At 35.4% G+C, this 15,640-nt stretch carries 14 protein-coding genes; 3 read left to right on the top strand and 11 right to left on the bottom strand.

All coding sequences use genetic code 11. The features are described from left to right. Positions 1-4,281 (bottom strand): choice-of-anchor L domain-containing protein (locus tag Y10_RS16040; RefSeq protein WP_281766434.1); only part of this gene is annotated, 4,281 nt, incomplete at its 3' end. A 193-nt stretch (positions 4,282-4,474) separates the two neighbouring features. Between Y10_RS16040 and hflX the strand changes: the two genes are divergently transcribed. The 3 genes from hflX (at position 4,475) to Y10_RS16025 (ending at position 6,908) form a co-directional block, all read left to right on the top strand. Then, the gene (gene hflX / locus Y10_RS16035) at positions 4,475-5,695 is read left to right on the top strand and encodes a GTPase HflX (protein WP_281766433.1); all 1,221 of its coding nucleotides are present in this window, start codon (positions 4,475-4,477) and stop codon (positions 5,693-5,695) included. Positions 5,696-5,835: 140 nt separating this feature from the next. Beyond that, positions 5,836-6,327: a Rossmann-fold NAD(P)-binding domain-containing protein gene (locus Y10_RS16030; protein WP_281766432.1), complete on the top strand. Its 492-nt coding sequence runs from the start codon at positions 5,836-5,838 to the stop codon at positions 6,325-6,327. A 188-nt stretch (positions 6,328-6,515) separates the two neighbouring features. Next, complete coding sequence (locus Y10_RS16025) at positions 6,516-6,908, top strand: YegP family protein (RefSeq protein ID WP_281766431.1); 393 nt, start codon at positions 6,516-6,518, stop codon at positions 6,906-6,908. 156 nt (positions 6,909-7,064) lie between these two features. Here the strand turns inward: Y10_RS16025 and Y10_RS16020 are convergent, their stop codons facing one another. The 10 genes from Y10_RS16020 to sufB form a co-directional block, all read right to left on the bottom strand. After that, positions 7,065-7,955, bottom strand: coding sequence for a DUF3078 domain-containing protein (locus tag Y10_RS16020; RefSeq protein WP_281766430.1), 891 nt, complete (start codon positions 7,953-7,955; stop codon positions 7,065-7,067). 46 nt (positions 7,956-8,001) lie between these two features. Continuing rightward, positions 8,002-8,511, bottom strand: coding sequence for a DUF2480 family protein (locus Y10_RS16015; RefSeq protein WP_281766429.1), 510 nt, complete (start codon positions 8,509-8,511; stop codon positions 8,002-8,004). Positions 8,512-8,597: 86 nt separating this feature from the next. After that, the gene (locus Y10_RS16010) at positions 8,598-8,924 is read right to left on the bottom strand and encodes an SUF system Fe-S cluster assembly protein (protein ID WP_281766428.1); all 327 of its coding nucleotides are present in this window, start codon (positions 8,922-8,924) and stop codon (positions 8,598-8,600) included. 3 nt (positions 8,925-8,927) lie between these two features. Next, positions 8,928-9,350, bottom strand: a complete 423-nt coding sequence (locus Y10_RS16005) for a SufE family protein (protein WP_281766427.1) — start codon at positions 9,348-9,350, stop codon at positions 8,928-8,930. A 39-nt stretch (positions 9,351-9,389) separates the two neighbouring features. Further along, positions 9,390-9,836 carry a hypothetical protein gene (locus Y10_RS16000; protein WP_281766426.1) on the bottom strand — a complete coding sequence of 149 codons (447 nt, stop codon included), beginning with the start codon at positions 9,834-9,836 and terminating at the stop codon, positions 9,390-9,392. A gap of 91 nt (positions 9,837-9,927) precedes the next feature. Then, positions 9,928-11,148 carry an aminotransferase class V-fold PLP-dependent enzyme gene (locus Y10_RS15995; protein ID WP_281766425.1) on the bottom strand — a complete coding sequence of 407 codons (1,221 nt, stop codon included), beginning with the start codon at positions 11,146-11,148 and terminating at the stop codon, positions 9,928-9,930. Between the two features lie 13 nt (positions 11,149-11,161). Next, a complete protein-coding gene (gene sufD / locus Y10_RS15990; protein WP_281766424.1) occupies positions 11,162-12,478 on the bottom strand; it encodes a Fe-S cluster assembly protein SufD in 1,317 nt (438 codons plus the stop codon). Between the two features lie 7 nt (positions 12,479-12,485). Further along, complete coding sequence (locus Y10_RS15985; protein ID WP_281766423.1) at positions 12,486-13,115, bottom strand: hypothetical protein; 630 nt, start codon at positions 13,113-13,115, stop codon at positions 12,486-12,488. Between the two features lie 4 nt (positions 13,116-13,119). Further along, positions 13,120-13,872: a Fe-S cluster assembly ATPase SufC gene (gene sufC / locus Y10_RS15980; protein ID WP_281766422.1), complete on the bottom strand. Its 753-nt coding sequence runs from the start codon at positions 13,870-13,872 to the stop codon at positions 13,120-13,122. Between the two features lie 113 nt (positions 13,873-13,985). Next, on the bottom strand, positions 13,986-15,431 hold the full coding sequence (sufB, locus tag Y10_RS15975; protein ID WP_281766421.1) for a Fe-S cluster assembly protein SufB: 1,446 nt from the start codon (positions 15,429-15,431) through the stop codon (positions 13,986-13,988). Positions 15,432-15,640 lie beyond the last annotated feature (209 nt).

Raw genomic sequence — 15,640 nt, 5'->3', positions numbered from 1 at the left:
GTCGTCTTGTCCATACCATTCATCTGTATAGTTAGAGAATGTATATATCTCAGCACCTAAACGGTTAAATATTTGAAGTTTGGCAACATTAAATCCATCAAGATCAAACGTGTCGTTTTGTCCTGGAGAAGTTCCACCCGGAGAAATACCTTGAGGTATAAAACAGTCGTCTGCTTCTTCAACTAATACTTCGAAATAATTAGTACAGTATTCAGTAGTAACTTCTACAGCATATAAACCAGCATCTAGTACATCTAATGTGCTACCTGTTTCAGTTGCTAACACAGTACCATCTTGACTCCAAGTAAATGTAACTCCTGGGTCTGTAACATTAAATCCAAGAATGTTTGGTGTTAAAGTAGTCGCTGTAATACCATTAGAACATACATCATAATATGGTGCAAAATCTAAAATAGGTGAATTGTGAATAATAAGATCAAAAGCTACTACATCAGGACATGCAGAAACGGTACTTTCTAAACGAGCATAGATAGTTTCTAAGGATGCATCGGTATTTGTGTAAGCTTCAGGTGTTGGTATAGCATTCACGCCATTTAAAGCATCTGTCTCATCTTCGTAATACGTAACTACTACGTCTGTAGCGCCATCTATAACGGCCGCATCTTGAGTAGTTAAATCAAACTCTGCGTATCCATCATTTGAAATATCGTCACATGCTTCAATGTCATCTGGCTGCCCGGCAAAAACATACCCATCTAAAATAACTTCGAATTGAGTTGTTCCACTACAGTTATTGGTGTCGTCAATAACTTCTACAGTAAATATTCCATCTTCAGGATTATCTATGTCTCCTGATAAAGTATATGTGTCAGATGGTCCACTTTGTAATACATTTCCATTCTCATCGTAAAAGATATAGGTAAGGTTACCAAGTAGTTCTGAAATATTAGTTACTGTAACCGTAACATCTTCTTCTAAACAAGCGCTCTTAGTAATTACGTCTGGAGTAACTATTGGTTCTGGTAATGGGAAAAATTCAATTAAGATGTCACCTTCTAGTGAACAGCTAGAACCAGGGTATGTTACAGATAATCCATAGGTGCCTGTTTCAGTAACATCTAATGTAGTTCCAGTGGCTCCAGGGATGGCAACACCATCTTGATACCATTGCAGTACACCCCCTGGAGTTATGCTTGTGTTAGCAGTGTCTATTGTTACTACATCACCTTCACAGTTTGCATTACCTCCAGTTAGTAAAATATCTTCACCTAAATCAATATCTCCAATGTCAAATGATCCTGCTGCTATAAATACAGCTGAGTCCCAGCTACTGTCAGAATCATCCTGTATAGCTAGTTTAATGTGGTACGTTTGGCCAGGAGTAACTGCAGATTGAGCAGTCATTAAAACAGTTTGTCCGTTAAAATCTATTTCTCCAGTTCCATTGGCATTATACTGATCAAAATAAGCGGCATTAGCTGGTCCACAACTACCAATACCGCCGTGTACGTTAACTACAGTAACGGGAATGGTAGTACCTGGTATTACAGCTAAGTTGGTGGTGTTACCGGCAGCGTCTGTTAAAAAGAATGCAAAGGTATCTGAATAACTACACTCAAAAGTAGACGTATATTCTTCTGAAGCAAAAATAAAATCAAAGCTCATGTTGCTTGTTAGCGGAATAAAGTCAAATTCTAAAACGGTAGCATTGTAACCTGGACCAGAAATAGCTACTAAATCAGGATCAGAAGGCCATGTTGAGCCTCCATTTGATAGCGCTGGTGTTACAATATTAGGTCCAGGAACAGCATTCGCGTCACCGGAAGTAAGTACTACACCAGATTGAACAGGGAAATTGTAGGCATTATAAAAATACCCAATACCATTGTCTGAGCCAAAATTAGTACCTGTAGAATATTGTACGTTAAAAACTTGTGCACAACCCGAGTTCATTAATACATCTGTTACTAATTGGTCAGCTGTATATTGAGTTGTTGAAACATTCATAGGAGGACAACTACTGTCATTCATATTAGGACTCATATCCGTACAGTTTGGATCGTTCGTGTTATTTACTGTAAGGTAAACGTCGGTTCCAAGAGGATAAGGGCCAAAAGTATATGTGCCAGTGGCAGTAGCTATTTGCGGGGTGCTATTTTGATCATCTAAAATTGTTAACGAAGTAGCATCTCCCATATCTGTAATATCAACATCTACGTAATATTGTTGATTGTTACAATCATCTATAGAAGTATAAGTGACAGCATGGTTTAAACAAGTATTACATATAACATCAAAATCTAAAGACGTGAAAGTACCTGAAGCACAACTATCCGAACCATTAGATTGAATTTGTACATAAATGGTGCTTCCAGTAGATTGTATTTCTAAGCCGGCTAAATCTCCACTATTACCATATCCTTGATATAAAATAGTAGTTCCGTCTGAATCGTAAATAATAATTTCATCATCACCACTACCAACAGTACCAGAGTTGAACATTGCTGTTAGGTATAATGTTTGGTCTGTAGCGGTAAATGTGAACATTGTATTATCGTTATTCCCCCAACAGTAAGTTACATTGGTAGGACCTACTGCACAATCCACTATAAATTCAGTTTGAATTTCAGTTGTAAAGGTATAAACATAAGACCAATCGCTGTAGAAACCTCCTCCACAATCAGCTCTTACGTATACTTCGTAAGCCGTATCAGGTGTTAAGCCTGTTTCTTGTACAGTTGGAGTAGTGTTTACTACAGTTCCAGCTCCTGAAGGTACCCCTGTACCAGCTGGTTGTACTACATATTCCCAAGAAGTTTCACCATTATTAGGTACCCAGCTTAAATCGGCTGAAGTATCTGTAATATTAGTAGCAGCTAAAGTAGAAGGAGCAATACAGTATGTACCACATGATTGAACTCTAACATAATCAATAGACATATCACCAGTTGGTAGACCAGTACCGGTTTGTCTAAATTCTATATAAATAAGTTGTCCTGCGTAAGCAGTTAAGTCTATACCAACAGGAACCCAGTCTTGGTTAGCTGATGTTTGGTATTGACCAACCCACGTAAATTCATTTGTAAATGGCCCCGTAACAGCGGTACCAATACCCACTTCTAAAGTACCCATACCTACACCATAAGCATGCATGAAGAAAGAAAGTTCAACAGCACCAGTTGCTCCAGATAAGTCAATAACGGGAGAAACAATAGAACCTGGGTTAGCAGGGTTAGCTCCTGAAGCTTCAAAGTTCATAAAACTAGCTCCGCTATAGGCATTTGCGGCACCAGTACCTGCAGAAGTAGCTCCGTCAGGAATTTCCCAAGAACCACCGCCTGAGTTTAAGTTACCTGTCCATCCACCAATATTACTATCAAAATCTTCTGTAAAAATAAAAGAGGCACTACCTGTAGTGCAAGTAACGCCTGTAGGAGCAGTAGGAGGTACTGCGTACGTAGTAAAAGTAAAAGGACCTACCCAAGTACTATAATCAGATCCGCCACAATTGGCTCTTATATAAATTTCATAATCAGTATCGGCTGTTAAACCTGTAACTTCAAAGTCTGTGTTAGTGTTAGCAACAGTACCACTACCTGTTGGAGTACCTGTCCCTGCAGGTTGTACTGTAACTTCCCATTCAGTTTCTGTACCACCTGCTGTCCAAGAAATAGCTACAGTGGTATCAGTAATTCCACTTACAGAAGTATTCGCAATCGGAGGGCACGACTGTGAGTAGATTGTAGGGCTGCTAATACAAAATCCTTTAGCCCAGATATTGTTATCGTCAAATAAAATACGGTATCTAAAACCAGCTAACTGAGTAGAACTAAAGCTTGAGATGTCTAATCCAGAAGATGTATAATCAATTTGATGTGCAACATCGGCACAATATACATTACCCGCAGTAGACCCTGTATTACCTACAGTAGATCCTGTGTCTGGTAAGTTATCCCATGTAACCCATGCAGATGCGTCAAAATCCCAATACTGAAGTGCCAGTATTTCAGAGTTTTGTTGGTTATATATATAAGAAAGATCAACATATATGAAGGTTTCACCAGAAACAAATGCTCCCGTTAAATCCATATACGAAGATTCTGCCGCAATATTGTTAGTAACCCCTGAGCCTGCTTGATTGTCATCAAAGGCAAAGTTACTATCAACAGTTGGGTCAGCTTCAAATAAACCAGCTGCAGTGCCATAAGAACCTGTAATGCTCCAGGCTACGTTAGGCCAGTTTGCTGCATCGTTTAACACCTGGGAAAACCCAAATGTACTCACAAGCAGCAGTAAGATTAGTAAAGTAGTTTTTTTCATGAAAAGTTTTGATTTTTAGAGAATTGAATTCGCTATTTCTTTTAAGATTACTTAATTATGGTCAAATTTAAAAATTATTGTTAAATTAAGTTATTCAATGTTAAAAATATAATTAAATTTCTGATAGCTTTAGATATTTAACAAATGCACTAAAATGTTTAACATTTTGTAAATTTGTAGCGATTTATAGAATATGATAGAAGAAATAAATATAAAGTACGAGAAAGTTGTATTGGTGGGTATCATCAATCAAGAGCAAGATGAAGCCAAATCTAAGGAGTATTTAGATGAGTTAGAGTTTTTGAGTTATACGGCGGGAGGTGAAGTAGTAGCTAGATTTACCCAAAAGATAGCAGTACCTAACCCTAAAACTTTTATAGGAACTGGTAAAATGGAAGAGATTTATGAATTTGTTCATGAGCATGAAGTGGGAACTGTAGTGTTTGATGATGAATTGTCACCTGCACAACAAAAAAATATTGAGAAGATACTGAAGTGTAAAATTTTAGATAGAACCAGTTTAATTCTTGACATATTTGCACAAAGAGCTCAAACAAGTTATGCAAGAACTCAGGTAGAGTTGGCACAATACCAATATTTATTACCGCGTTTAACCGGGTTGTGGACACACTTAGAGCGTCAACGTGGGGGTATTGGTATGCGTGGTCCTGGTGAAACAGAAATTGAAACCGACCGTAGAATTGTTAGAGATAGGATAGCTTTGCTAAAGAAAAAGCTGGAGACTATTGATAAGCAAATGGCTACCCAAAGAGGAAATAGAGGTGCGCTGGTACGTGTTGCTTTAGTAGGGTATACCAATGTTGGTAAATCTACTCTAATGAACGTGATTTCTAAATCTGATGTATTTGCCGAGAACAAACTGTTTGCTACGCTAGATACTACGGTAAGAAAAGTTGTAATTGGTAATTTGCCATTTTTGTTAAGTGATACTGTTGGGTTTATACGTAAGTTGCCTACGCAATTGGTAGAGTCTTTTAAAAGTACATTAGACGAGGTAAGGGAAGCTGATTTGTTGCTGCATGTTGTAGATATTTCACATCCTAATTTTGAAGAGCATATAGCTTCTGTAAATGGTATTTTAGATGAAATTAAATGCTCTGATAAGCCTACTATAATGGTATTTAATAAGATTGACCAGTATGAGTATGAAGCTATAGAGGAAGATGATTTGGTAACAGAGAAGGAGGCGAAGCATTTTACCTTAGAAGAGTGGAGGCAAACCTGGATGAATACTATGAACGGAAATGCTTTGTTTATATCTGCTATAAGTAAAGAAAATATGGATGAGTTTAGACAAAAGGTGTATAGTGCAGTAAGAGAAATTCATGTAACTCGTTTTCCTTATAATAACTTTTTATATCCAGAGATTGCTGTGGATCAGCAAGAGGAATAATGTAACATATCTGAAGATATATAGGAAGCCAAAACATGTGTTTTGGCTTTTTTTGTACTTTGAAGTGAGGAGTAAAGGGTTTTCCGTAAAGTATGATTCGTTGGGTGTTGTAGTTTTACCAAGAACAAAAATTATGACCAATGAAAATTAAATTAACGTTTCTATTATTATTTGTTATTAGTGCATCGTTTGCGCAGATTAAAGTTTTAGGTACCCAAGAAACTCCGGAAACAATTGGGCATGTTAAAAAAATGGGTGGCTTTCACGTCTACTGTGAGAAGTATTCAGATAATACGTATCATTTTACTTTTAGAGATCTTAATTATACGTCTATAACCGAACTGGAAACTTTTAGTTTTAAAGATGTAGATAATGCATTTGAAAATTTCTATGCGGTAATTATTAATGGATTAGAAACGTTACCAGAACCTATACTAATTGAATTGCCAGAAGGTGTTTTAAGAGTTATTTTTACTAAGAGTTATGGAAAACATGTATTCAATTTTAATTTTACCCCAACGGGTAGTGGTTACGAATCGCTTTCTATTTTTATGAATGAAAAGGATGCGAATATACTTTTTGGTAAAGCAGAGAAAAACGACAAGAAAAAGAAAAAGAAGAAAAAGAAATAAGTCTTACTATAATTTTTAAAGAATATAGAGCCGCCTAATATTAGGTGGCTTTTTTTATGAGATTGATTTGCAGTATTTAATAGGCGTGGTATGTTTACGTTAATAAGTTTTGGGTGTTAAGAGGGTGTGTGTTGCTGGTGCTTTCTATAAAATTACTTAGTTTTGCCGCCCCTTTAAAACTATGGTTTATGAGTGTATTTTTAGTGAATAAAAGACTTAATGGTAACTATAAATTTGTTTTTACAAACAGAAAAGGACACACGGTGTTTACAAGTATTGCCTGTAAAAGAAAAGAAGATTGTGAAAGTATTATTGATGCGTTAAGAGCGCATATTGATAAAGATGAGTTTGTGTTTACGCGCAAAAAAACACCTGCTGGTAAATTATACTTTAGAATATCTAAAGGGGGGTTAGTGTTGGCTACTAGTAGAAAGTTTTCTACCGAGTTAAGTATGGAAAAGGGAATTACCCATTTATTGAAATATGTGCCAGCTGCCGAAACCTTAGAAATGCCAAAGGAAGAAGATATTTTTGGAGATACCAACAAAGAGGAAGAAGAGAGCGAGGACAAAAATATTTAGGATTATGGGTAACCGTATAAACTTCTTAAAATGAAAGTTTATCTTCCAAATGTAATTTAGTTTATCTCAGTAATTCCTCATAATTAAAAATTGAGAAACAAAAAAAGCTACCCTTTAATAAGGTAGCTTTTTTCATAAGGTATGTAAATGTGTTTTTTAGAATTTAGCACCAATACCTAAACCAAAAACTTCACGGATTTGAAATGCAGTAATAGCATTGTCATCATAAATAGCTTGGAAGGTAAAGTTGGTAGAAAGGTATTTATTGATTTTCATCACTACATTCAAAGTGTAATCAATATCTACATTTTGTGGATCTTCTAAGTAATTGCTATAGAGTGCCAATATATTTTCGGCAGATACATTTTCCATAATGTCAAACTTGGCATAACCGCTTAAAGAAGCACCAAATTCATAACGCATGGTTTTATTAGCATCTAAACCAAAGTAGTCTCCATCTTCATAACCAGGAATAGAGGTGAAATCTTTATCTACAAAAATGAATTTAGAAGTAAAAGGGGCAACGTTTACTTTTAAGTTGTCGCTTTTTTTCCAAAGCATACCAATACCAGCTTGTAAATACCCTGGAGATAAGAAGTGAGTGTACTCAGTTCTTATTTCATTTCCATTTGCATCTGTGCCGTATTCGTACCCTTTATCCATTTGGGTTTTAAAATTTAAAAAGGCTGAATAGTACCAGTTACCTTTTGCTTTTTTACCTAATAAAGAGTTGTATTCTAAACGGTCATTAGTTTTTTTAGTAAACTCCTCGTCTTTAACTTTGGTAAGACCATAGTCTAATAATAATTTATTGTCCCATGTCCAGTCTCCTTTTTCGTAGTTAAAATCGTAACTAACAGAAAGGTTACCTGCTACGTTGCTGGTTCCTCCTCCAAGCCAATCGGCATTAAAAGCAGATTGATTAAATAAAAGACTGATGTTTCCGGCTGTTGTCCAGGCAGTGTCTTTTTCTTTGTCATTGGTTTGTTGTGCAAAGGCACTAAAAGAGCCTACTAAAAGTAAGCCAAGCAATAATTTTTTTTTCATAGTGTATTATTTGGTATTCATTAGTAAAAACAATTAATGATGATGACTAATTTTTGTTTTTAAATAATGGTACAGAAGAACAAGCCTCTCCGTACATAAGGCTTTTTGCAATGGGTTGTATTTTTTCTATTAAAAATAAATACGCGTTGGGTGGTACCGGTTTGTTAGAGCAACCTTTTACTATTACCGGGGCATCTTTTACATATGAGAAATCAGTTTTGCTAATGATGTCTTGGTAAATGGCTGTTTCTAATTCTTCTAAAGTACCAATAATTACTTTTTTAGCATAAGGTGCTACATAGGTACTAATAAGCATATATGCCCATGCGGGTACAATAGCATCGGTAGAGCAGGTTAAGGCCACGTAGGTGTTGGTGTATTGTTCCCAATTATGGTTTTTAGCGGCTGTTCTAAAGTCTTTTTCTCTTAAGATAAAGCCTTCTAATAGCCAATCTTTAATATCAAATACAATACGTTCTCCCTTTGGGTATAGCTCCTCAAGGTCTACTGTTACCAATTTGCTATTAGCTACTCTATTTACAATTTCGTCTGCCATATATTATTCGGTAATCAATATTTGTTATTCCCAAATTAATTTTGGAAACCACATTATAATTCTATTAATGGCTTTTAGAAAATGGTTTATAATAAGCCAAGTTCTAATTTAGCCTCTTCGCTCATAAGGTCTTGACTCCATGGTGGGTCAAACGTAATTTCTACCTCTGCATCTTTTACCTGGTCAATTGACTTTATTTTTTCTTCTACTTCTGCAGGTAACGTTTCGGCTACCGGGCAGTTAGGTGTGGTAAGAGTCATTAAAACTTTTACATCGTTATCTTCGTTTACAAAAACATCGTAAATAAGTCCTAACTCATAAATGTCTACAGGTATTTCAGGATCGAAAATAGTTTTTAAAGTTTTTACTATTTCTTCCCCCAAATTTGTGGTATCATTCAGTTCTTCGCTCATATTCTAATTCAATTGGGTTTGGTATGCAATAGCATACATTTTAAGTTGTTTTATCATGCTAACCAATCCGTTGGCTCTGGTGGGAGATAAGTGTTCTTTTAAACCTATCTCATCTATAAAATCGGTATTGGCCTCAATAATATCTTTTGGTTTTTGGTTTGAAAATGCACGTATTAAAATAGCAATAATACCTTTGGTAATTATAGCGTCTGAGTCTGCTGTAAAGGCAATTTTATCTCCCTCTAAAGAGGCATGAACCCATACTTTGCTTTGGCATCCTTTAATTAAATTATCATCGGTTTTATACTCATCTTCAATAAGAGGTAAACTCTTTCCAAGTTCAATCATATACTCATAGCGCTGCATCCAATCATCAAACATTGAAAACTCTTCTACTATTTCTTGTTGTATTTCCTGTATGGTCATAACTACATTTATTTGGTACAAAAGTACAAATATTATATGTTACTTTTCGGTTTCGGTTAAAGCCACAATTTTGCTTACCATATCTCTTAATTGCGCAGGAGGGTTACCATGGTCAAATTCTACAGAGGTATAGGTGTTGTCTTGGTACGTAATAGTTAGAGTAGCCGTAGCAGCTCTGTCTGTATATCTGTTTTGTGTAGGTGCTTCAAAGGTGTTAATTTCAGATAAATCTATTTGCTTAACCGCGGCAATTAAGTTTTCCCAAGCATTAGGTGGTACCGTAATGTTTTTCTTTTCTTGTGTAAGGGCATTGATTACGGTAGCGCCTTCTGTAGAAACAGTTGTAGTGGTGTAGTTACCTCTACTTTTTTTGGTATAGGTAAAAGTATAATTAGTGTCTTCTTTCACTTTGGTTTCTGAAGCTTTTTTTTGTGAGTTGCAAGCAAATAATACTATAAAGCTACATGCAATTAATAGATGTTTCATAACTATAATGTTGATATGTAAAATAATAATACAAAAAAAGTACCGCGTACGGTACTTTTTATAAAATATTTAAGGTTTGTTGTCAGTACTTTTATCTTAGCATGTTGGCAGCACGTTCTACGCCGGCAACCAAAATATCTATTTCTTCTTTAGTGTTGTAAAAAGCAAATGAAGCTCTTACTGTACCTGGTATGCAGAAGAAATTCATAATAGGTTGTGCACAGTGGTGCCCCGTTCTAACAGCTATACCTAACTTATCTAATATGACGCCCATATCATACGGGTGAATACCTTCTATATTAAAAGAAATTACAGCCGCTTTTTGGGTGGTATCTTTAGGCCCATAAATGCGTAGTCCTTCAATAGCTAACAATTTTTCGGTAGCGTATTCAAGTAGTTCGTGTTCGTAAGCAGCTATAACATCAAAACCAATGTTGTTCATATAGTCAATAGCGGCACCAAAGGCAATGCCTCCGCAAATATTTGGGGTGCCAGCCTCAAACTTATGAGGTAGGTCTGCATAGGTGGTTTTTTCAAAAGTAACTTCTGCTATCATTTCACCACCTCCTTGGTAAGGGGGGAGCTTTTTAAGCCAAGTTTCTTTACCATATAGCATACCTTGCCCAGTTGGTCCGCACATTTTATGGGCAGAAGCAACGTAGAAATCTACATCAAGGGCTTGTACATCTGCCTTAATGTGAGGTGCAGCTTGCGCGCCATCTATTAAAACAGCGGCGTTAACTCCATGGGCTAGTGTTATTATATCTTTAATAGGGTTAATGGTACCTAGTGCATTAGAAACATGGTTGCAAAAAACAAGTTTGGTTTTATCAGATAATAAGCTTTTATAGGCTTCCATATCTAATACTCCTTCTTGCGTCATAGGTATTACCTTTAGCAAGGCACCTGTGCGCTCACATAACATTTGCCATGGCACAATGTTACTATGGTGTTCTAAGGCCGATACTATAATTTCGTTTCCTTCATTTAGTAACGAAGTAAACCCGTTTGCTACCAAGTTGATGCTATCGGTAGTACCACTGGTAAAAATAATTTCATAGGAGTTGGCCGCATTAAAATGCTTTTGAATTTTAATACGTGCCTCTTCGTATTTATCAGTTGCTTCCTGACTTAACGTATGTACCCCACGGTGAATGTTGGCATTGTAATTTTGGTAATAATCTACTATTGCATCAATCACCGGTTGTGGTGTTTGTGAGGTAGCAGCATTATCAAAATATACCAACGGTTTACCGTTAACGGTTCTGTTAAGTATAGGAAACTCTTTTCTTATGTTTTCAATAGCAATCACTAAGTGAATTTTTTTAGAAGTCTAAACCTAAATTAATGCCTAATTTATTAGCTATTAATTTGTTAATTCGTTTTTGAACTTCAGGTATTCTAACGCTTTCTAGTACGTTATTAGCAAAGGCATAGGTTAATAAACCTTTTGCTTCTTTTTCAGGAATACCTCTAGATTTTAAATAAAATAATGCTTCAGGATCTAATTGACCAATAGTACAACCGTGTGAACATTTTACATCATCTGCAAAAATTTCTAACTGAGGTTTTGTGTTTATGGTAGCAGTATCATCTAATAAAATATTATTGTTTTGCTGAAACGCATTTGTTTTTTGAGCAATACGGTCTACTAATATTTTACCATTGAATACCCCAACACTTTTTTCAGAGAAAATACCTTTATAATCTTGGTGGCTTTCGCAGTTTGGTGCAGCATGGTCTACCAATGTATAATGGTCTACATGTTGCTTATCATTTAAAATGGTTATTCCTTTTAATGTAGAGTCAATGTACTCTCCTTTATGGTAGTAGTTTAAGTTATTACGTGTAAGTTTACCACCAAAAGAAAACGTATGAACGCTTGCATTACTATTACCTTCTTGAGAAATGTAGGTATTGTCTATTAACGAAGCAGATTCAAGATCGTTTTGTATTTTGTAGTAATCTAAAACAGCGTTTTTACCAACAAACATTTCTGTAACCACATTGGTTAATACCGGGTGGCTAGTTAAACTTTGGTGACGCTCTATAATTTGAACTTGTGCGTTTTCTTCTACTACTACTAAATTACGTGGTTGTAGCATTAATGCATCTTCTACACCTGTAGCAAAATGTATAATTTCTATAGGCTTTTCAACAACTTTACTTTTAGGTATGTATATGTAAGCACCTTCTTTAGTAAAAGCGGTATTTAAGGCTGTTAAGCTATCGTCTTCTTTAGCAACTTTGTTAAAATACGTATCAATTACTTCTTTGTATTTTGGTTTGCTTAAAGCAGCACTCATTAAGCATACATCTAAACCTTCGTGTGAAGTTTCAGATAAATGAGAGCTGTAGATACCATCTATAAAAACAATTTTATAGGTTTCAATATCATGAATAAAGTAAGGCTTAACATCTTTGTATTCAATAGCCTTTTCTTTTTTAGCAAAAACGTTATAATCTGGTTTTAAAACCGAGTTTAATGAGGTGTATTTCCAAGCTTCTTCTTTTTTAGTTGGGAAACCTTGGTTTTCAAATTGTTGAATGGCCTTAGAGCGAATGTCACTCAATGGGTCATTTTTTGCAATTTGATTTTCTAACACCATGTATGATGTTGCTAATTTATCTTTTAGACTCATGTTCTCTTTAACTTTTATAAGGTAACCAAATGGCTTTATTGGTTTTTTTACCTGATATTTTTTCTATTGATTCAATAATGAACTTATTTTCGGAAAGGCTACCTGAAGCTATCACTGCTTCTACATTTCTTCCGGCTGTTTCCAGCATAGAAATAAGGTTTACTTTCCAACTTCCGTTTTCCTTTTCAAATTGAAAAAAATACGGTATGTCTTCTCCTTTATATTGCATTTGAGCTATGGCGTAGCTTCCTTCAATTTCTAGTTCTCCAATTTCCAGCTGACTAATGTCTTCTTTATGAATCCATTTGTTTCTTAATAAATAAGCAAACAGTTCTTTAGCTGTTAGTTGTTTTGCCAAATCTTGTGGTATAAGATGTCTTGTTGTAAGTACCCATAGTTTTTCTTCAAAAGGGCATTTACTTATGGTAAGGCTATCTGCCTTTTTACAATGGTCCCATACCTGTTGGTAAAATGCAATAGTACTTTGGTTAATTAAGCTATATGTTGCAATTCCGTTTTTTGTGTTAACTGCATTTTTATAAGCAGAAAACACCTCCCGAATCTTAGTATTGTCCTGTGAGTATCCGGTGAAAAAAAAGAAAACAACTAATATGGTTAACCAAAGTTTTGGGCTCATGCGTTTAAGCAGTCACTTCTTGTTTAATCCAATCGTACCCTTTTGCCTCTAATTCTAGTGCTAATTCTTTAGTTCCAGATTTTACAATTTTACCATCAAATAAAACGTGTACGTAATCTGGTACTATATAGTCTAGTAATCTTTGGTAGTGCGTAATTACAACTACAGCATTGTCATTACTTTTTAATTTGTTAACCCCATTGGCAACAATTCTTAAAGCATCAATATCCAATCCTGAATCTGTTTCATCTAAAATAGCTAGTTTAGGTTCTAACATAGCCATTTGAAAAATTTCGTTACGCTTCTTTTCTCCTCCAGAAAATCCTTCGTTTAAAGAACGAGAAAGGAATTTCATATCAATGTCTAATAAAGCAGCTTTCTCTTTTATCTTTTTAAGCATTTCGTTAGCTGGCATTTCTTCTAATCCCTTTGCTTTACGAGTTTCGTTAATAGCTGTTTTGATAAAGTTAGTTACAGAAATACCTGGAATTTCAACAGGATATTGAAATGACATAAAGATACCTTTGTGCGCTCTTTCATCAGCTTCCATTTCTGTAATATCTTCTCCATTAAATTCAATAGTACCTTCAGTAACTTCAAATTCTTCTCTTCCTGCAATTACAGAAGAAAGGGTACTTTTACCAGCTCCGTTAGGTCCCATAATAGCGTGTACCTCTCCTGGCTTTACTTCTATACCTAAGCCTTTTAATATTTCTTTATCTTCTACTGAAGCATGTAAATTCTCTATCTTTAACATTGTCTTTTTAAGTTTAGAGTTGATGGTTGAAAGTTAACACTACTTTGTTCCAAAAACCTTTATTGCTATTTATATCGTATTCTTAATTTTAATTTCTTATTGCTATATGTGCATTAACCTACAGATCCCTCTAAGCTAATTTCAAGTAATTTTTGAGCTTCTACCGCAAACTCCATTGGTAATTTGTTTAATACCTCTTTACTAAAACCATTTACAATTAAAGCAATGGCTTTCTCAGTATCAATACCTCTTTGGTTACAATAGAAAATTTGATCTTCACCAATTTTACTTGTGGTAGCCTCGTGCTCTATTTGTGCTGTTTTGTTTTTAGCCTCAATATACGGGAAGGTATGTGCACCACAATCGTTCCCCATTAGTAACGAATCACATTGAGAAAAGTTACGGGCGTTGTCTGCTCTTGAGCTTACTTGTACCAAACCTCTATAAGAGTTTTGAGATTTACCAGCAGAGATACCTTTAGATATAATGGTACTACGTGTGTTTTTACCAAGGTGAATCATTTTTGTACCCGTATCAGCTTGCTGATAGTTGTTGGTTACAGCAATAGAGTAAAACTCACCAATTGAGTTGTCACCTTTTAATACGCAAGAAGGATATTTCCAAGTAACTGCAGAACCTGTTTCTACCTGTGTCCAAGAAATTTTAGCATTCTTTTCGCATAAACCTCTTTTGGTTACAAAGTTGAAAACTCCACCTTTACCATCTTTACCACCAGGGAACCAGTTTTGCACTGTAGAATATTTAATTTCAGCATCATCTAATGCAATTAATTCTACTACCGCAGCGTGTAATTGGTTTTCGTCACGCATGGGTGCGGTACAACCTTCTAAGTAACTTACATAACTACCTTCGTCAGCTATAACCAAAGTTCTTTCAAACTGTCCGGTACCTGCTTGGTTAATTCTAAAGTAGGTAGATAATTCCATAGGGCAACGAACGCCTTTAGGAATGTAACAAAAAGAACCATCTGAAAATACAGCTGAATTTAAGGCTGCATAGAAATTGTCTTTTTGCGGTACTACAGTACCCAAATATTTCTTTACTAATTCCGGATGCTCTTTAATAGCTTCAGAAATAGAACAGAAAATAATTCCTTTTTCTGCCAATGTTTTTTTGAAAGTAGTAGCAACAGAAACCGAATCCATTACAATATCTACAGCAACACCGGCTAATTTTTTCTGCTCGTCAATAGAAATTCCAAGTTTGTTGAAAGTGTCTAATAGCTCAGGGTCAACTTCGTCTAAACTTTCGTATTTAGGTTTTTTCTTAGGAGCAGAATAATAAGAAATGTTCTGAAAATTTGGTTTTTCATAATGTACGTTTGCCCAATCTGGCTCTTTCATTTCTTCCCAAGCACGAAAAGCCTCCAGACGCCATTCGGTCATCCATTCTGGTTCTTCTTTTTTCTTAGAAATTGCACGTACAATATCTTCATTTAAACCAACCGGTAGCGTATCTGCTTCAATATCGGTATAAAATCCGTACGCATACTCTTGTGTTTCCAGTTCTTTTTTTAATTCTTCTTCGGTATATGCCATGTGTTATCTATGATAATTCAATGTTCTATATTTGGTATTCAATGTTTGAGGTTCAAGGCTTAACGTTGTGGGTTATTGAATTTTGATCCTTTAAAACTTCTTTTTTCCGTTACTCTCAAAACTCATTTAGATGTTGTTCATATAAATCTTGAAGTCCCATCTGTTTGTGAGTAGCGCCTGTAATCGTTCTTTAGTTTGGTTTGTTGCGC

Source organism: Neptunitalea lumnitzerae, from assembly GCF_027924185.1.
GTDB lineage: Bacteria > Bacteroidota > Bacteroidia > Flavobacteriales > Flavobacteriaceae > Neptunitalea > Neptunitalea lumnitzerae.
This window is presented reverse-complemented; position numbering and strand designations above follow the sequence as displayed.